This window comes from Bradyrhizobium sp. 521_C7_N1_3 (assembly GCF_052075975.1).
GTDB classification, from domain to species: domain Bacteria; phylum Pseudomonadota; class Alphaproteobacteria; order Rhizobiales; family Xanthobacteraceae; genus Bradyrhizobium; species Bradyrhizobium japonicum.
In genome coordinates this window covers 2,625,372-2,644,086 of sequence record NZ_CP197232.1, presented here as the reverse complement: position 1 = coordinate 2,644,086, position 18,715 = coordinate 2,625,372, and the positions used below count along the sequence as shown (strand labels likewise).

Below are 18,715 nucleotides of genomic sequence, written 5' to 3'. Positions count from 1 at the left end.
GAAGCGCGCTGCAAGCCTTCAACGCCCCAACAACTGTCACATTCGAAATTCGATCGATATTTTTTGCGGCCGTGACTCTCGGGCAACTCGATCCGCCCACGCCACAGGCTTAACGACGCTTAACACAATAGATTCGAAGCAAGAGATTCGAAGTAAGGCTGCTCGCGCGACAAGCAAATGCGTTTCGATTAGGCACCGGCACAACATCGATCGAACATCGTCGTTGCATCGCCATTCGAACGTCACGCTGCAAGCACATTGCCGTGGTCTTCATCGATCAATCTCAGTCCACGCAGATTCGTGCGCTGTGGGCGTCGCGCAGGAAGCGTCGGTGAGAAAATCTCCGGGTGCTTCCATTTTTACCGATCTCACCAACTCGAAAAACAGAGATTGGCCGATACGACAGACGCAGGCGGCACCGAACTCTCGCGTTTCAGAAAAGGCTCCGAAATACCGATGACCACCGCATCACCAGATCAGACGATCCTGTCGGCGAGCACCTTTGTCAGTTCCATCGGCGTCAATGTTCACGTTGGATATTCCTGGGGCGCCTACGACAACCTCGCCCTCGTCGAGGACAATCTCAAATATCTCGGGGTGACGAAACTGCGGGGCGGACTCGCCACGAGCCCGGAAGCGCAACCGATCGTCGAGGGACTTGCGAAGGACGGTTACAAGTTCGACCTCGTGGTTCCGTCGGGCGTTCCGGCCGGCGGCGCGGCCGCGCTCCAGTCTTATCTGGAATCCGTCAAGGAGTTCGCGGCCAGCCATCCCGGCAGCGTCATCGCGCTGGAAGGCCTCAACGAGGTCAACATCCAGGGCTTCAGCTATAATGGGAGCTCGAGCGTCTCGGCCGCAGCGCAGTTCCAGGCTGTCTATTACAACGCCATCAAGGCGGACGCCGCGCTCAAGGACATCCCCGTCTACAATTTGTCGATCGGCTACAATGACTCGGCCGACTACGCCAATCTCGGAAACATGTCGGGGTCGACCGACTACGCCAACTCTCACGCCTATGTCAGCACCGGCCTGACACCCGAAACTGCTCTCGAGCAATTGCTCGGTAACGCCACGTCGGTCACCGGCGGCAAACCGGTCGTGATCACCGAGACCGGCTATACGACCAAGAGCGATACCCCGTATGTCGGCGCCAGCGAGAACGTACAGGCGAAATCGATCCTGAACACGCTGGTCGATGCCTACAAGGACGGCGTCAGCACCACCTATCTCTATCAATTGCTCGACGCCTCGGCGAGCAACGACCCTACGGATCCCGAATCGCACTGGGGCCTGTTCAACGCCGACGGAACCCCGAAGCTCGCGGCGACTGCGGTCCACAATCTGACGACGATCCTGGCCGACGACGGCAAGGGCGGCCACACGCCGACGGCCTCGCTCAACTATACGCTCGACAACATGCCGGCGAGCGGGAACAGTATGGTTCTCGGCAAGAGCAACGGCGCCTATGAGCTCGTGGTCTGGGCGGAACCCAAGGTCTGGAACGACGCCACCGACACCGAGATCGCGAATCCGACGACATCGGTTACCGTCAACCTGGGCAGCGTCCACCACCTGATCAACGTCTATGACCCGCTGAAGGGCAGCTCGCCGATCGCGACCTACACCGATGTCAGCCAGATCGTGGTTCCGATCACGGACCATCCGCTCATCATCGAGATCGACGCTCCCGCAGGAGGCGGCTCTGCACCGCCCGCCGTGACCGACGTCAGCGGAACCGCCGCGGACATCGTGTCGCAGATGTCCGACCTGAACGCCTCGGATTCGCTCAAGACCATCACGCTCACCGACACCCACGTGCTCCCGGTCGCCTCCGATGCCACCATGGCGTACATGATCTCGCATTACGGGAAGGCGCTCGCGGCCATCCAGGGCGGCTACCAGTTCTCCATCACCAACTCGACCGACACCTGGAGCGTGACCAGGGTCTACGATTCCTCAGCAAAGCTTCTGTCGACCAGCACGTCCAACTTCACCGACGGCGTCATCACCAGCAAGGTGACGCTCAATACCGACGGCTCGTCGGAGAACATCGCCTATACCGGCGGCAAGATGGTGCGTGACGTCACCGTCTCGGCGATCGGCGACAAGGACACCAAGACCTACGATACGAGCGGCAATCTCATCGCGGACCTCGTCCAGAACAAGGACGGCTCGTCCTCAAACACGCTCTATTCGAACGGCGTCAAGACCAAGGTCTACGTCACCAATGCCGACCGCACCCACGACAACTACTATTACAACATCACCGGTCAGTCCTATACCACCGAGCACGACCAGCTCGACGCGGGCGGGAAGCTTCTATCAGTCGTCCGGATGCATGCCGACGGCTCCATGGCCTACAGCCAAGTCTACAACAGCGACGGCAGCAAGGTCACGACCCAGTACGACGCCACGGGCCACAAGACCTCCGTCGTCACCGTGACGTCGACGGCGACCAGCACCGATTTCTACACCACAGCCGGCCTGATCAAGCAGCAGGTCGTGCAGACGACCTCCGGCAACGTGACCACGACCAACTACAACGGCTCGCTGCTGGCGTCGGTCTACGTGGTCAACGCCGACGGGTCGAAGGAGTCGAAATTGTACGACGCCAAGGGCGTCATCGCGAGCGACCTGGTCGAGAATGCCGACGGCTCGTCGTCGAACACGGTCTATTCGGCAGGCGTCAAGACCAAGACCTACGTCACCAACGCCGACGGCAGCAGCGACAATTACTATTTCAACATCACCGGCCAGTCCTATACCGGTGAGCACGACCACCTCGATGCGAGCGGAAAGCTGGTGTCCGTCAGCCGCACGCATGCCGACGGCACCATGGCCTACAGCCAGGTCTTCAACAGCGACGGCAGCAAGGTTACGACCCAGTACGACTCGACCGGCCACAAGACCTCGGCCATCACCATAACGTCGACGGCCACCACGACCAATTTCTATACCACCGCGGGCGCGCTCAAGCAGCAGGTCGTGCAGACGACCTCCGGCAACACGACCACGACCAACTACAACGGCTCGCTGCTGGCGTCGGTCTATGTGGTCAACGCCGACGGCTCGAAGGACTCGAAACTCTACGACTCCAACGGCGTCATCGCGAGCGACCTCGCTCAGAACAAGGACGGCTCGTCCTCGAACACGCTGTACACGGCCGGCGTCAAGACCAAGGTTTATGGCACCAACGCCGACGGCAGCCACGACAACTACTACTACAACATCACCGGCCAGTCCTACACGACCGAGCACGACCACATCGATCCCAGCGGGAAGCTGCTGCTGGTCAGCCGCACCCATGCCGACGGCTCGATGGCCTACAGCCAGGTGCTGAACAGCGACGGCAGCAAGGTCACGACCCAGTACGATTCCACGGGCCACAAGATCTCGGTCATCACCGTCACGTCGTCGGGCACGACGACCGACATCTACGATGCATCGACCGGCGCATTGAAGCAGGAGATCTCCAAGACGAATTCCGGCGACACCACGACGACGAACTACAACGGCGCAAAGCTGGCGTCGGTCTACGTGGTCAACGCCGACGGGTCAAAGGACACCAAGCTGTACGATTCCAACGGGATCATCGCCAGCGACCTGATCCAGAACAAGGACGGTTCGTCCTCGAACACGGTCTACTCCGCCGGCGTCAAGACGAAGGTGTATGTCACCCATGCCGACGGCAGCCATGACAACACCTTCTACAACATCACGGGCCAGAGCTATACGACCGAGATCCAACACCTCACCGCCGCCGGCACGCTGACGGCCCTGACCCGCCTTCATGCCGACGACACGCTTGCCTACAAGCAGGTGATCAACAGCGACGGCAGCAAGGTCACCGACCTCTACGACAGCACCGGTCACAAGACGAGCGAGATCCACAACAACGCCGATGGATCGACCACGACGGACATGTACAACTCGTCGGGAGCCCTGACCCAGGACGTTCACAAGACGGCCGGCGGCGACGTGACCACGACGAATTACGTGAATGGTTTGAACTCGTCGATCTACGTCGTCAACGCCGACGGCACCAAGGAGACCAAGCTGTTCGACAGCAACGGCAGCCTCACCAGCGACTACGTGCTGAACAAGGACGGCTCCAACTCGACGACCGTGTATGCGTCTGGCGTCAAGTCCGCGATCTACGTCAACAACGCCGACGGCTCGCACGACAATACGAAGTACAACATCACCGGCCAGAGCTACGTCACGGAGCAGCAGCACATCGACGCGGCGGGCAAGATGACGGCGATCACCCGTTCGCACGCGGACGGCACGCTCGACTATACGCAGGTCGTCAAGTCGGACGGCAGCAAGGTCTCCGACGTCTACGACAGCACCGGGGTCAAGACGACCGAAACCATCAACAACGCCGATGGAACGTCCGACGTCTTCAAGTTCAAGGTCGCCGGCCTGCCGGGCGCCGTAGAGCACGACAGCTACAATACCAGCGGCTCGCTGCTCTCGATCGACGTCCTCAACACCGATGGGACCCACACGGTCACGGCGGTGACTGCGGGACTGACACTGGCGGGCGGGAGCGGCAACGACGTCTTCTCCGCGGCGCCGGGCACGACCACCGTCATGTTCGACGGCGGCAACGACCAGATCAAGAGCTTCCATGCCGGAACCGCGGCGAACCACGACACGATCGAAATCCTGAAATCACTGGTGGCCGACTACAGCCACCTGCAGATTTCGCAATCAGGGTCCGACACGCTGATCCAGCTCACCTCGGCCGATTCCATCCTGTTGAAGAATGTGAACTCGGCCAACCTGGATCACGGCAACTTCCTGTTCGTCTGATGCCGAAACCAGCTGGCAGGCCACCCCTGCCAGCTGATCAGGACGACGGGGGAAGCAAGGTCAGTGCGGCCGCGCGGGTGTGGCCGCACCGATGAAGATGATATCCTCGGCGAGCAGCGGCAGCTGCCGCAGCAGCATCGACTTCAGCTTTCCGGCGCGCATGAAGGTCGCCATTTTCACCTCGACCGGCGCATAGCCGGCATCGATTGCGACCTTGGCGATGGTGTAGGGCGTGAAGAAGAACCGGTGATCGCTGTTGATCGTCTCGACGTTCTTCAGGATTCCTTTGATGTTGCCGCCCCTGAAGGCGTTCGGAACGGTGATCACGATCTGGTCGACGACGTCGCCGTAATTCTCCCTGAAGCGCGACAGGAACGAGACCGGGTTCGGAATGTGCTCGACGACTTCGCCAAACACGGCGATGTCGAACTTCCGGCCGGATATTGCGTCAATCTTCTGGCCGGACGTCACGTCGCCCGCGACCATGTTGTCGAGCCCGGAAATCCGCGACGCCTCCCGCACCGCATCCGCATCGATGTCGACGCCGACGGTGTATTCGGAACACTCGGTGATCAGACCGTGCAGCCAGTCGCGGTTGTCGATCTTTCGTTTGATGAGCGGCAGATGGTCACAGCATCCGACATGCAGGACGCGCTTGCCCCGACAGATGTCCACGAGGACGTCGCATCTGTATCTGACGTCGCCGTCGCCCCGATATTGTACGACGATGGTGTCTTTGAACTTGGAGCCGTCGAGATAGGGATAGACTTGCGAAAAATCGGTAATGATCGACGACATGGGCTTGCTTCCTGTGTCTGAGACGTTTCCGGACACAACTATACATGGCAAGCAATCAGAATTGTGACCGGACTGCGCAAGCGGACGAAACGCGGATCGCGCATCGCCGGGAACCGGCGCCGTCGGTTCGCGGTCCGTCAGGCGCGCAGGCGACCTGGTGCTTCCGAGCGCACGATCCGCGCGGGTGCTCCCGCGGCGACGGAATGCGGCGGGACGTCACGCGTCACGACCGCGTTGGCGGCAACGTTTGCTCCCGCGCCAATCGAAGTCGGGCCAACGATCACCGCGCCGGTGTAGATGACGGCGCCGTCGCCGATGGTCGGGCAACCCGGTTCATCCCAGGCACGCCGGCCGAGCGTGACGTTGTGATAAAGCATCACGGAACGACCGATCCGCGCCCCCTCGCCGATCACGACGCCAGTCGGATGCGGCAAGATCAGCCCTGGACCGATCTCCGCGAGAACCGAGATGTAGCAGCCGCGCCGCATTAGCACCCGCACGAGCAGCCAGGTGATCTGATGTCCCCAGCGTGTCTGGAATCGCAGCATCTTGGCGATGCGCCAGGTCGTGATCACGGCAAAGCCCGGGCTCGTCAGCATGGCGACGAAAGCGGCACCCACACCGGACCTGCCGGTGTTTGCCATCAGGTCCTCGCGCCACGGAAATCCCGCTTGGGACTTGCCGCTCATTTCGTCAACTGATGACATCAAACGATCTCTACTAACCTGCCGAGGAAGCATTCGCCTGTATCGACGGAACCGATCCGCCGAGCAGCGACTGCATGCTGTTCCAGATACGACGCCTGAATATCACGTAGCTGCCAAGTACGATCAGCGCATAGACGCCCGTCGCCAACAGCCAATGTGACAGGCTTGCGACGTCTCCCTTCGTGGCGACGAGCGCACACAAGGCGCCGAGCGCGGTGGCGACGGTAGCCGGCATCAGGGCGCCCAACAAAGAAGCATAGGAGACCGCGCAGTTGCGGGCACCAATCATCAGCATCAGGACGCAAACGAGGATCGATACGATCAGGTACACGACCGCCACGGCCGTGAGCCCGAACGGCAACGCCACGACAAAGGCAAGGATCATGCTGGCACTGTTGGCGGTGCTCACCCAGAACTGGAGCCGGGCCTTGTTGTGAGCCAGCAGAATCGGCCCGGCATAGGCCGCAATCGACTGCGCCGCGCCTGCGGGCGCGAGGATGGCAATCAGCGGCAGGACCTCCTGCCAATGCGCCGAGAGGAACGTCGCAACGGGATATTTCAGCCCGAACGTCAGGTAGATCATTGCCGGGAATGTGATCATCGCGGTCATGCCGAGCACCGCGCAGATCGCCGCCCTGCGCCGTTCAAGTTCCCGCTCGCCGTTCATCCGGCTCAGGGTGGCCATCAGAACGCCGCCGCCCGGCCACGACAGGATCATCAGCGGAAGCGTCATGAACTGGAAGGCGAGACCGAACAGGCCGACCGCCGCCGCGCCCAGCTTGGCGCCGATCATGAGATTGCCGACGTTTCGCGCAGTGAAGTTGAGGACGTTCGAGGCCAGCACCCAGCCACCGAACGACAGCATCAGCGCGACGCCGCGCCATTTGAAGGACAGGTGGATGTGGCGCCTGGTGTTCACATAGAAGGCGACGGCGCGCACCGCCTGCATCAGGACATAGTATGCGATCAGCGCCCAGATCCCCCATCCGAGCAGGGCTCCGGCCACGCCCACCGTCGCGGAAGCCAGAGCCGCGCCGGCTTCGATCAAGGCGATGGTCTGATATTGCAGGGAGCGCTCCAGGACCGCGCGCGGCCCCATCGCGGAAATGGACAAGACGACCGAACCGGAGAGAGCAGCCAGCACGGACGGCAGCCCCTGCATGTCGACGGCAGCCCCCAGCGGTTTCGAGGCCGCGGCCAGCACCAGGGCACAACCAATCCCGATCGCGACCATCAGAGTCGTCGCCGCGCCGGCTTCCTCCCTGGTGAGCGACGTCCGCTGGATCATCGCGCTCGACAGACCAAGGTCGGTCAGCATGGAGATGAAGGCGATGAAGGGCAGCGAAAACGCCACGAGCCCGAATTCCGTGGGCGTTACGAAATAGGTGATCAGCAGCGTGATGAGGAACTGAACGGCCGACTTCACGACGTTCACGCTCGACATCGAGAGCAGATTCTTGATGATCATGACGTCTCTCGTACGTGATCCGGCTGAAACGATTGCGAAGGGATGCGCTCAGGCGACATAGCGAGCTTCACGGCGCACTCCGAACAACAGGCCCCGCAGCGCCGGATCGAGCAAGCGGCGGAGTCTCACTTCGATCAGCTCGTAACTGACCGTTCCCGCTATCAGTGCGGCAATCAGGCCGAGGCCCGCGAACCCGGCCCAGAGGAGCCAGAGATTGACGCCATGCGCGGCCAGCTTCACTCCGATGACCTGCAACGGAAATAGCGCAAAAGGATGGACCAAATAGAGGCTGTAGCTGATCTTTCCGAGGAACTGCAGGAATCTGCCGCTCAAAACGGCGGCAATGCCGGAGTCCGGAGCAAGGACCATTCCAAACAGCAGCGCGCCCGGCAGCAGCCCGACCAGCGGATGCGCATATTCGATCGACACGTACATCGCGATCCCGCAAAGGATGCCCGCCAGCAATCCGGGCCAGCCGACGACGCGGATCCGCAGATCGATCAGGCTGAACAACAGCCCGACCAGAAAGAACGCGGCGATCGGCCGAAAGGCGATGCCCGCGAGACCGAGCAGGATGAACGGCGCCGCCAGCAGCCAGTTCCTTCGCTGCACCAACATCACGAAGATCACCGCGAACAGAATGTAGAACGCCCATTCGTAGCTCAGTGTCCACGCATTCTGCTGGCCGATCGGCAATCCCAGCGCGTCCGGCAGGAACGCCAGATTGACGAAGAACAGCTTGAGATAGGTCGGCAGATCGATCCCCTTGAAGAACTTGTAGCCAACCAGGGGGCCTGCCGTGAACAGGATCAGGTGCAGGATCACGAACACGGGCAGGATTCGCAGGGCGCGATCGAGAAAGAACTTCCCGACGCTGCGGTGGCGCATCAGGCTCGCCGGAATCAGGAAGCCGCTGATCATGAAGAACAGCTCGACCCCGTGCCCGCCCATGTTGACCGTCGCTTCCAGCCACGGCCAGATCGGAGGCAGGAAACCCGCCAGAAGCGGCATGTCCTGAAGATGGACGATCAGCACGGTGAGCGCGGCGACGCCGCGCAGACCCTGGATCGCCTCCACGAAATTCTTGCTGTCTGCGCTCACCGCCGCGATCCGATATCAAGATGAAGGAAAGTTGCGGACCAGAGCCCGTGCTGCGCATCGCAGCTCATTGCATTCGGCAACATCGCGATCATGCCGGCCGCGAAACCAGATCGTCGACGTCAGGCGCGAGCGGCGTCGCGTCCGCGACGGTCTCGTCACGTCTCTCTCGGGCGAAGACTTCGCTGAAGGCGACGCCCAGCATGATCAGGCCGCTTGCCGGACCATAGGCCAGAACCGTGATGGTGAAGAGATTCATGGCCACCGCGAAAGACAGCTTGTAGATGTCCCTGGTCCTTGCGACCGCGAGGATGACCATGACCATGAACAACACGAAGATCGGCCCGAACATCAGGTAGGTGCCGAGGTAGAAATTATCCACCGGAACGTAATAGCTGAGCTTGTTCGAGAACAGCAACTGCGGATAGTTGAAGCAACCGAGGCCGCAGCCGACGAAGAAGCCGACCGGCATGAGATCGGCCATATAGACGAACGGCAACTGCCAGCTGTTGTTGACGCGGTCCTGCAGGCTGAACAGACCGCGCGACATGCTGACAAGCCCGTTGCCGGAGAACAGCGCGATCAGCACCGCAGGCACGAGGATCGACAGGAACGACAGCAGCGCCATGCGCCGGAGCATGGGAAACTTCTCACGCTCGGGAACGAGGCGAACGATGATCAGGCAAGCGATGTAGATCACCATCACGCCGAGCGACGTCTTGTTCGTGGTCAATTTGATGGCGTAGAGACCGATCGGGGCCCAGAACAGGCACCACAGCAGGCTCCGGCGCACCGAGCTGATCGTGAACGAAATGAACACGAAGAATGCGGCCATCGTGCTGTCGGCGGCCAGCCCCGCCAGGCGCGTCTCCGACGCCGACCACCACAGCCGCGTCGCCTGCCGCGTCGTGCCGAAAGTCTCGTAGGCATATCCCACCCAGGGCAACTGCATGCGTGACGACAATATGATCCCGACGATCGTCAGGTAGAAGATCGGGTGAAGCCACCGCAGCAGTCGATCGTAGTCGCCGAAATTGCGCCCGCAGAAGCAGAAGCCGACGAACACCGGCGCAATCATCTTGAACGACGACATCATGCCGCTGAAATAGCCCAGGAACACGTATCCGAGGTAAAGCGCAAAGCAGATGTAGAACAGCGTGAGGATCGCGACGAGGTTACGTCCCATCAGGATGTAGCGCTGTACGAAGGCAAAAATGCAGACCAGCGCGAAAATGTCGGGCAGGAACCACAGCGGGCTGATCTTGAGAACGGCCAGATAATAGCGCAGCGCGCCTGCGAGCGCGTCGCGGTAGAAATAAAGCAAGAGCGCGATTGCTTCGAGACTGAAGAATGCACTGCCCTCTTGCTGGTGATGCCGGGGCAAGGCCACCGGATCAACCATGCGCCAGTCCGACCTCGGTAGAGCCGAAGAGTTGCTGGACATGCCCGTTACTCCGCCGCGGCCACAGCGGGAACGGCGCGGCGATTGAAAAGCCGCAGCACGAACCGCGACCCCGGCATCTCGACCCAGAGGTAAGTGAGGTTGGAGAGCACGAGCACGGCGCCCACGAAGACGGCGAGCAGCAGTGAGGCTGCCAGTCCGGGAAGAATGTTGTCCACGATTTGCAGGCGCCCGGTGCCCACGCCACGCGCGAAGTACTGGATGAGGACAAGTATCAGCGCATGCGTCATGTAAATCGAATAGGAGCGCTTGCCCAGCCAGACCAGCGGACGAACGGACAGCAGCTTCGGCAGGAGCCGCTCCGGAAACGCCATCAGCGAGCCCAGCAGGGCGCCGAAAACGATCGGCGCCACGAAGCTGAGCCGTTCGTCGAAGCCGACGATCGAAACCAGCACGATGGCGACGACGGCCGCGCCGATCTGGCAGGCCGACTGAACGAAGGGGCTCACTGAACGACCTTTTCCCGAGACGAAACGAAGCGTGAGCACGCCGACGAAGAAGCCCAGGAAGCATCGGGTGAAGGCGTTGGTCTGGAAATCGAGCGTTTCATTCTTGAGCACGAAGATAATGAGAGCCGCGCCCGTCACGGCCAGCACGGCGCTGAAGGCATAGACGAGCTTGATGTAGCCAAGGCGCTGCGACAGGACGACGACGGCGCCAAACACGAGATAGGTGTAGAACTCCGCGCTGATGCTCCAGCTCGGGCCGTTCCAGCTCAGATAGTCGAGCACGCCCATAGCATGGAGCAAGAACACATTCGCGACAAACGAGTACACATTGTTAACCTGGAGATCCGCCGTCTCGTTGGTCGAGAAGTGCAGCAGATCCAGTTCGGTGAGCGTGAGCCGCATCAGCCGAAACGCCAGAAACGCGAACAGCATGACGATGTGCAGCGGATAGATGCGCGCGATACGGCGCAAGGTGAACGTTCGGAAGTCGAACTCGCTGAACTCCGACTGCACGTAGCTCATCGAGATCACGATGCCGCTCAACACGAAGAACAAGTCGACGAAGAGCCAGGAATTGTGAAAAAACGCGACGTCGATCCAGGCGCGATGAGGCAGCGCAGCGGCGAGCGGATCCGATCCGACGAAGTGATGGACGACCACGCAGAGGGCGGCGAGGCCACGCACGCTGTCCAGCGGAACGTAGTGCGCCTTTGTTTGATGAGCTAGCACTTGATGGAGGCTCTACGATTCGACCAAAGCGAAATGCTGCGGTGCAATATAATGCCTCCACCGGGTGGTTTATTCAACCGAAAAGAGCCGCGAAGTGCCGATCTCGATCAGGACAGTGCACGACAGATGCGACAGCAAGACGCCGGCCGACATCTTTGCTCCGACGACATGCTCATAAACTTCAATTCAGCTTTCGTGAGGCAACGGGCATTGCGTCTGGAACAGATCAGGGCTGCACGCGCGAGCCGCTGCGGTCTTGTTTGCGATGTTGCGAATGGCCATCAACGACCCAGCCTCGCATTAACTTGATCTCGCGCGAAGTTCTGGTAGCTCCATCGCGGCTGAGCTGAACGACAGAGGGGCCTTTGGGCGCGATATCGCGATTTTTCGCCACAGCCGTGTTTGTGCTGGCGCCACTTCCGCTCGGATCCCTCGACCTCGCGTGGATTTGCTTCTGGAATTTTCTGCTCGTCTGCAGCCTGCTGACCGCCGATCTTTCGGCCGTGAGCCGTCGCAATGCGATGCTGCTCATTCCATTGGCAGTGGCGATCGCAGCGGTGGGTGTCATCGTGACATTGCAAACGTGGAGCGATCCGTCCAGCGAATCGGCCGCGGTCTGGGAACTGCCGCGGCATTTTTTCGGCCTCGTACTGCCTGACCGTCTCTCGGTCACCGCGCGCGGAACGTGGCTGGCGTTCGGATCGGTGCTGCTGTTGTCGCTCGCCTTCACGCGCGCCGTCATTCTTGCAAGCGACGCGGGAGCCGCACGCTCGCTGCTACGGATACTGGCATGGGCGGGTTGCCTGTATGCATTGTACGGAATTCTGGCGGAACTGATCGCGCCGGACATGGTGCTGTTCAGGCAGAAAGAAGCCTATCTGGGCTTTGCCACGGGGACCTTCGTCAATCGAAACACGGCGGCGACGTTCTGGGGCAGTTGCGCCCTGCTGTTTCTGGTGCCGCTTCTGCGCACCATGCACCGCCAGGAAGGCGGGCCGCCGGAACAACCGGATTGGCGATCGCAGCTCGAGCAAATCCTCTCCGCGCCGGTGGCGCTCGGCGCGGGATTCGCGATCTGCACGATCGCGCTTGCCATGACCGGATCGCGGGCGGGTCTGCTGCTGTCGGTCGGCACGTTCGTGCTGGCCATCATCCTTTATCTCGTGCCGCTCGAGCTCGGCAGATCGCGGAAGTGGCTGGTCCTCGGCGGCTCAGCGGCAGCGGGGCTCGTGCTCCTGCAGCTCGTAGGCGGCCTCGTGGCGGGGCGAATCGTCGAACACGGGCTGATCGATCCGCAGCGGCTCGCGGCCTACCAGGCGTCATTGGGGATCATCGCCGATCATTGGCTGCTCGGCGTCGGGCTGGGCAATTTCGAAGCTGTTTTTCCCGCCATCAGACCCGCAACGCTCGGCAGTCTCGGCATATGGGACCGCGCTCACAGCACGCCGCTGGAAATTGCCGTTGAATTAGGCATTCCCGCCTTCGCCGTCATCGCGCTGGCTTGCCTCTGGTATCTTTACCATCTGTTTACCGGAAGCTTGCGCCGAAAGCGCGACCGCTACATACCCGTGATCGGCGCCAGCGTCGCTGTATTGGGAGTTGCACATAGCTGCATCGATTTCTCGTTGCAGATACCCGGTTACGGCGTGTTTTTCGTAGCCATCGTCGGGTGCGGCCTCGCGCAATCGCTACCATCACAGATGCGAAAAGAACGTGGCAAATCCGTGCAAGCCGAGCTAAAGTCAAATTAATTGAAGTTTAAAGTCAAATTGATTGAAGAAATGGGCAGGGCAATGAGCTGGAATTCTGGTAGGCGCTTCACCGTGATTGTCGGAGCGCTGGCACTTTTCGCCGGAATGCCGGCTGCATTCGGCGCAACGGGCGTGAGCTCGGGCTGCGTTGCCAACACCGGCGCTGTTTCAGCCGAGCGCGCCACCGACTTTCTGGCCAATCCGGGCGGGCTGCTCGACCAGTTCAAGGACGGACAAGGCGGCCTCGCCTCGGCTGTGCGCGACCTTCTGACTGCGCGTCCCGAGACGGTCGATGGCATTGCCTCGTTGGCGAAGGCCAGCAGCGCCGATCAAAGCCGCGCCATTGGCGCCGGCCTCGGCACCGCCGCTTCGGTCTGCGTCCTGTCGCAGCCCGGCGTTGCCCAGCTGATCCAGGAGGCCGTTCTCAAGACCGAGAATCCCGACCTGATCCAATCGTTCACCAGCATCACCGGCGATATCCCGACCGAAGCGACCAACGGTGCCGATCCGACGGGCGAGACCACAGCCGGCGGCGGACCTGGTTCGACCGCGGCGGAGGCACGCGGTGGCGCAGCAACCTCGACCCAACCCACGGTCGTGAATCAGAGCGGGCCCGGTCCGGCGTCACAGACGCTGTTTGCGGCGACATCGACCGCCGTTCTGACCTCGGTAAGCCCGTCGCGCTGACGGCTGGAACCGTTAACCACCCCTCCCAGGCCGGTCCCGTGACCGGCCTATTTAGCTACAATTGTAAATTTCCGCGGAACCAAAGTTCAAATCGTTTGTGAGATACCCGTAGCGTCAAAAAAGAAAACGCGAGACGGGGATGTCATGAGCTGGATTATCAAATCGCTGGTCGCGATCGGGATCGCGTCGACCGGCACCGCCGCCAAGGCCGAGATGTTGAACGACGGTTCGCTCAATCAGGCGAAGGGCGCGTTCATCCGCGAGTACGACAATGCGCTCGCGCCGCTGCAATTCGTCAAGTTCTGCATGAACAACGACGCCGAATGCGCGAGCGACGCCGCCGACCGGACGCTGCCTTCGGGCGACCGGGCGATGAGCATGCTGCGCGAGGTGAACAGCTCGGTGAACGCGTCGATCACACCGATGCAGAAATCGACCAATCCGATGGTGGCGCGCTGGAGCCTTTCGCCGTCTGCCGGCGATTGCAACGACTACGCGGTCACCAAGCGTCATCAGTTGATCGAGATGGGCTGGCCCAAGTCGGCACTGCGCCTCGCAGTGGTCCTGACCAATGGCGGCCAGGGCCATCTCGTGCTGGTCGCGCGGCTGGCCGACGGCGACTTCGTCCTGGACAACCTTTCCGCTTCGGTGCGCCCCTGGAACGCCGCGGATTACGAGTGGATCTCGATGCAGTCCGGCGGCAATCCGCGCTTCTGGGTCGCGATCGGCGAGCATGGCGAGCGCCTGCGGGCCACGCGTCTCGCGATGTTGCGGACCTCCGAATAGACCGCGCGAAGTTTCGCTCTACCGCCCTCAATCGCAGGTTGCGACAGGCGCGAGGCGATGGTCTGCCAGACCGTCCCTCGCGCCTTTGCCTTGGCATGGTGCTTTGCCTTGCATGGCGCTTGCCTAAAATTCGTGCTTATCGCATACGAGCGCGTGCAATCGTTCGCCGAATCCGCGCCTGATCGCAGCAAGAATTTCGTTCATGTGAAACGGAGATTGCGGAGCGGGCAAGGATGGCAATTTGGTCCGTACTGGTTTATATTTTGCGCCGCACAAGAATTTGACATAGTTTTGGGTCATCAAGGACCTAGGGCCTAAATCCATACGCCATCACTAGTTTGCAACGAGATATGAGCGCGATCCTAATCAAACTCGATAGCTTGTTGCGTGGCTCCCTGCCGGTCTTACGGATCGCGGCGGTGATCGCCGTTGCCGTGTCTGCGATGCTGTCCGCGCCGGCACAGGCTCAATGCGTCGATCGCGCCGAACGAGCGCCGTCGTCCGCCGTCAGCGCATTCGTCTCGGACCCCTCGGTTTTGTTGCGACAGTCGAAGAACGACAGGGACAAGCTTTCGGGCCGGCTCACCGGCTTGCTGGTGACCGACATAGCCGCGCTCGATCCGGTTCGGGACATGCTGCGCGAGGCGAGCCAGGCCGACCGTGTCGCGATCGGCGCCGGTCTTCACCGTGCCGAAGAGCGCTGCATCGCGACCAAGCCCGACGTCGCGCGCCGGATCAGCGAATTCGTTGCCAAGCTGCACGACGGCGCCGTCCTCAAAGGATATCTCACGGATCAGGACGCGGCGGCTGCGCCCGTTCCGGGAAGCCCGGCTCCCGCCACGGCGAGCAATGCACCGGCTGGGCCGGGTGCAAGCGCCGGTCTGTTGTCGGGTGAGTGGAAGACCGAACTCGCCGACCCGTTCAAACCCGTTCCCCTTCCCGAGTGACAACCTCAAGATTCCCAGCGATGTTTCAGCCACGAGATCAGTTTCCGCAACGCCCGAGATATGCCATCGAGGTCGGTGGCACGACGCTCAGCGCCGAGCGCGCTCTGGACATCGTACGCCGCCAATGGCCGCTGATCGTCGCCATCGTGGCAGGTACGCTCGCGATCGTTCTCGTCTACCTGATTGTGGCAACGCCGATGTACACGGCAAATGCGCGCATCCTGATGGACACGCGCCAAACCCAGGTGCTGGACAAGGACAGCGGAACCGCCAATGCACTGATCGACCCGGGCTTCGTCGACAGCCAGGTCGAGATTCTCCAGTCTGACGACCTGCTCCTGTCGATCGTCCGTCGCCTGAAGCTCACCGAGGATCCGGAGTTCAACGGCTCGGATCCCGGGTTGATTCCGCTGGTCATCGGCAAGGTCATCGCGATGTTCGGGTCGGACGGCCCTCCGAGCAAGGAGCGGGTCGAGCGCGGCGCGGTCGAACTCCTCCAGAAGAACCTGAAGGTCGAGCGCGTGCTGACGACCTATGTCCTCTCCATGAACTACCGTTCGATCGATCCGAACAAGGCTGCGCAGATCGCCAACGCGATTGCGGACGCCTACATCGTCGGCGCGCTGGAGGCGAAATATCAGTCGACCAAGCGCGCCGGCGAGTGGCTCCAGCAGCGCAGCGCCGAGTTGCGTGAACAGGCGACGGCGAGCGACCGCGCCGTGCAGACGTTCAAGGCGCAGAACAACATCGTGGGCACCAGCCGGGGTCTGATGAGCGAGCAACAGCTTGCGGACGTCAACTCTCAGCTGATTGCCGCTCATGCCGCGACCGCCGAGGCCAAGGCGCGCCTCGACCGAATCGAGGCGCTGCTCGACAAGGATCTCGTCCAGCCGACCGTGACGGACGCACTCAACAACACGGTGATCACACGCCTGCGCGCTCAATATCTCGACCTGGCGGCGCAATATGCCGACTGGTCAAGCCGTTACGGCAAGACCCACCAGGCGGCCGTGAATCTCGCCAACCGCATGGAAGAGCTGCGCAAGGCGATCGCGGACGAGGTCCGTCGTATCGCGGACGCATATCGCAGCGAGTACGAGATCGCCAAGAGTCGCGAGACGTCGCTCGAGGACAATCTCAAGAACCTCGTATCCCAGGCCGGCAGCACCAGCCAGGCGCAGGTCAAGCTGCGCGACCTCGAGAGCGCGGCGGATACTTATCGTAACCTCTACAACAACTTCCTCGAGAAGCTGCAGAACGCGACGCAGAACCAGAGCTTCCCGATCAGCGAGGCGCGCATCATCGGCACGGCGGTCAAACCCGACAAGAAGAGCTCGCCCAAGACGCTGCTGGCGCTGGCCGGCGGCCTGCTTGGCGGTCTCTGTTTCGGCTTCGGGGCGGCCTTCACGAAGGAACTGATGAGCGACGTGCTGCGCTCTCCGAGCGACGTCGAGGATCAGCTCGGGGTGAAATGCCTCGGCGTTCTTCCCGACATCCGCTCGGCGAGGGCTTCGGCGGATCATCCGGAAGGAAACATATCCAGCTACGTCGTCGAGCACCCGTTCTCGCGGTTCGCGGAGACGCTACGGAACATCAAGGTGTCGATCGACGTCGCCCGCCTCTCGCGCGAGGTCAAGGTCATTGGAATCCTGTCGTCCTTGCCGAAAGAGGGAAAAACGACGGTCGCCGCCAATTTCGGTCACCTGACCGCGTTGACCGGCCATCGCACGCTGCTGATCGACGGCGACCTCCATACCCGCTCGCTGACGAGGGCGCTGGCTCCGCATTCCAAGACCGGCCTGGTCGAAGCCCTTAAGGATCCGCGCTCGTTCGGCTATCATATCCAGCGCAGCAAGGAGAGCGGGCTCGACTTCCTGCCCTCCGTCGTCGCATCGCGCATGGTGAACTCGGCAGACGTCATCGCCTCCAAGGCGATGGCTGACCTGCTTGCGGTTGTGCGTGAGGAATACGAGTACATCGTCATCGATCTGGCGCCGGTGATGCCGGTCGCCGACGCCAAGGCGGTCAGCCATCTCGTCGATGCGATGGTTTACGTCATCGAGTGGGGCCGTACGACCCGCAACGCGCTCCAGGAGTCGATGGCGAGTTCCGAAGGCATTCAGAAGAAGCTTCTGGGCGCCGTGCTCAATCGTGCCAATCCGAAGATGCTCAAGAGGATCGAGGCGTATAAGGGCTCGCACTACAACAGCTACTATGTCGAGGGAGCCTAGCGCCACCGAGCCGGTGGCACAGGCAACGGGGATCGCCTATCGCTGGCTTCTGCGCGGCTCGACCATCGCGCTTGCCGCGGCCGCGCTGGTGTGGATCGCGGCTATCGCCCCGGATGTGACCAATCCCGCGGTTCCGCAGATTGCGGGACGTGTCGCGCGCGGCGAGCGATATGAAGTCGATCGTCTGAGACGAATCGTATCGGATAATTTGCCATCCGCCCGTCGCCTCTGCAGCGCCAAGACGCTGCGCGAGCTCCTGCTGCTGCAGCTCGCGATCGCCGACGAATCGACACGCGCAGGCGACCTGAGGCAGATCGACCTCGATGCGGACGCCGTCGCGTCGACGAGCCGTGCCCTGCTGGCGTGCGCGCCGACTGAAGGACTTGGCTGGTTCGGCAGCTACTGGGCCGAAATTCGCCAGGCCGGCTTTGGGCCGCGAACGGCGGAACTGCTGGGTCTTTCCTATCGCTTCGCGCCACACGAGGCTTGGCTCCAGCTCATCCGCGCGCCACTGGCGCTTCGCGCCTTCAATGCGGCCTCGCCCGAGCTCAGGGATTACGCCACCCAGGACTTTGCGGATATCTTCCAGGCCCGCCTGTTCCCAAGCGCAGCTACGTTCTATCAGGCGGCCGGCCCTGAGGCGCGCGTCGCGCTGCTCGAACGTACCTGCACCGCGCCCGAAGCCGATCGGGAATTGTTCTGGCATTTCGTCGCGGAGAAGGGCCTGCGAATTCGCCATCGCTGTTATCCAGCCGATGGCGATGGCTTTCGGATGAGCCGCTAG

The 18,715-nt window shown here is 61.7% G+C and carries 13 protein-coding genes; 7 read left to right on the top strand and 6 right to left on the bottom strand.

Annotated features, from left to right (window positions below):
- Window positions 1-456 precede the first annotated feature (456 nt).
- On the top strand, window positions 457-4,818 hold the full coding sequence (locus AB7008_RS11940) for an RHS repeat protein (RefSeq protein ID WP_441258849.1): 4,362 nt from the start codon (window positions 457-459) through the stop codon (window positions 4,816-4,818).
- Window positions 4,819-4,878: 60 nt separating this feature from the next.
- Here the strand turns inward: AB7008_RS11940 and AB7008_RS11935 are convergent, their stop codons facing one another.
- From AB7008_RS11935 to AB7008_RS11910, 6 genes are all read right to left on the bottom strand, one after another.
- On the bottom strand, window positions 4,879-5,616 hold the full coding sequence (locus AB7008_RS11935; RefSeq protein WP_038937187.1) for a class I SAM-dependent methyltransferase: 738 nt from the start codon (window positions 5,614-5,616) through the stop codon (window positions 4,879-4,881).
- A 137-nt stretch (window positions 5,617-5,753) separates the two neighbouring features.
- Entirely contained in the window at window positions 5,754-6,323 is a 570-nt protein-coding gene (locus AB7008_RS11930) for a serine O-acetyltransferase (protein WP_441258848.1), read from the bottom strand.
- Between the two features lie 13 nt (window positions 6,324-6,336).
- On the bottom strand, window positions 6,337-7,791 hold the full coding sequence (locus tag AB7008_RS11925) for a lipopolysaccharide biosynthesis protein (protein WP_304492925.1): 1,455 nt from the start codon (window positions 7,789-7,791) through the stop codon (window positions 6,337-6,339).
- 48 nt (window positions 7,792-7,839) lie between these two features.
- Window positions 7,840-8,892, bottom strand: coding sequence for an acyltransferase family protein (locus AB7008_RS11920; RefSeq protein ID WP_304492924.1), 1,053 nt, complete (start codon window positions 8,890-8,892; stop codon window positions 7,840-7,842).
- A gap of 88 nt (window positions 8,893-8,980) precedes the next feature.
- A complete protein-coding gene (locus AB7008_RS11915; protein ID WP_304492923.1) occupies window positions 8,981-10,291 on the bottom strand; it encodes a hypothetical protein in 1,311 nt (436 codons plus the stop codon).
- A gap of 47 nt (window positions 10,292-10,338) precedes the next feature.
- Complete coding sequence (locus AB7008_RS11910) at window positions 10,339-11,529, bottom strand: acyltransferase family protein (protein ID WP_304492922.1); 1,191 nt, start codon at window positions 11,527-11,529, stop codon at window positions 10,339-10,341.
- 365 nt (window positions 11,530-11,894) lie between these two features.
- On the opposite strand from AB7008_RS11910, the gene AB7008_RS11905 reads away from it, so the two are divergent.
- From AB7008_RS11905 to AB7008_RS11880, 6 genes are all read left to right on the top strand, one after another.
- Window positions 11,895-13,280 carry an O-antigen ligase family protein gene (locus tag AB7008_RS11905; protein WP_028159066.1) on the top strand — a complete coding sequence of 462 codons (1,386 nt, stop codon included), beginning with the start codon at window positions 11,895-11,897 and terminating at the stop codon, window positions 13,278-13,280.
- A gap of 42 nt (window positions 13,281-13,322) precedes the next feature.
- Window positions 13,323-13,967 (top strand): hypothetical protein, encoded by a 645-nt coding sequence (locus AB7008_RS11900; protein ID WP_028159065.1) that lies wholly within the window; start codon window positions 13,323-13,325, stop codon window positions 13,965-13,967.
- 144 nt (window positions 13,968-14,111) lie between these two features.
- Entirely contained in the window at window positions 14,112-14,753 is a 642-nt protein-coding gene (locus tag AB7008_RS11895; RefSeq protein WP_014497518.1) for a transglutaminase-like cysteine peptidase, read from the top strand.
- 350 nt (window positions 14,754-15,103) lie between these two features.
- The gene (locus AB7008_RS11890) at window positions 15,104-15,700 is read left to right on the top strand and encodes a hypothetical protein (protein WP_441258847.1); all 597 of its coding nucleotides are present in this window, start codon (window positions 15,104-15,106) and stop codon (window positions 15,698-15,700) included.
- Window positions 15,701-15,720: 20 nt separating this feature from the next.
- Window positions 15,721-17,931 carry a GNVR domain-containing protein gene (locus tag AB7008_RS11885; RefSeq protein WP_028159062.1) on the top strand — a complete coding sequence of 737 codons (2,211 nt, stop codon included), beginning with the start codon at window positions 15,721-15,723 and terminating at the stop codon, window positions 17,929-17,931.
- A complete protein-coding gene (locus AB7008_RS11880) occupies window positions 17,915-18,715 on the top strand; it encodes a hypothetical protein (RefSeq protein WP_441258846.1) in 801 nt (266 codons plus the stop codon). The genes AB7008_RS11885 and AB7008_RS11880 overlap by 17 nt, the downstream gene beginning before the upstream one ends.

Bases quoted from the DNA above. Each gene is read 5' to 3' on its own strand.
- AB7008_RS11940 (WP_441258849.1), top strand. From the start codon at position 457: ATGACCACCGCATCACCAGATCAGACGATCCTGTCGGCGAGCACCTTT.
- AB7008_RS11935 (WP_038937187.1), bottom strand. From the start codon at position 5,616: ATGTCGTCGATCATTACCGATTTTTCGCAAGTCTATCCCTATCTCGAC.
- AB7008_RS11930 (WP_441258848.1), bottom strand. From the start codon at position 6,323: ATGTCATCAGTTGACGAAATGAGCGGCAAGTCCCAAGCGGGATTTCCG.
- AB7008_RS11925 (WP_304492925.1), bottom strand. From the start codon at position 7,791: ATGATCATCAAGAATCTGCTCTCGATGTCGAGCGTGAACGTCGTGAAG.
- AB7008_RS11915 (WP_304492923.1), bottom strand. From the start codon at position 10,291: ATGGTTGATCCGGTGGCCTTGCCCCGGCATCACCAGCAAGAGGGCAGT.
- AB7008_RS11900 (WP_028159065.1), top strand. From the start codon at position 13,323: ATGAGCTGGAATTCTGGTAGGCGCTTCACCGTGATTGTCGGAGCGCTG.
- AB7008_RS11895 (WP_014497518.1), top strand. From the start codon at position 14,112: ATGAGCTGGATTATCAAATCGCTGGTCGCGATCGGGATCGCGTCGACC.
- AB7008_RS11890 (WP_441258847.1), top strand. From the start codon at position 15,104: ATGAGCGCGATCCTAATCAAACTCGATAGCTTGTTGCGTGGCTCCCTG.
- AB7008_RS11885 (WP_028159062.1), top strand. From the start codon at position 15,721: ATGTTTCAGCCACGAGATCAGTTTCCGCAACGCCCGAGATATGCCATC.
- AB7008_RS11880 (WP_441258846.1), top strand. From the start codon at position 17,915: ATGTCGAGGGAGCCTAGCGCCACCGAGCCGGTGGCACAGGCAACGGGG.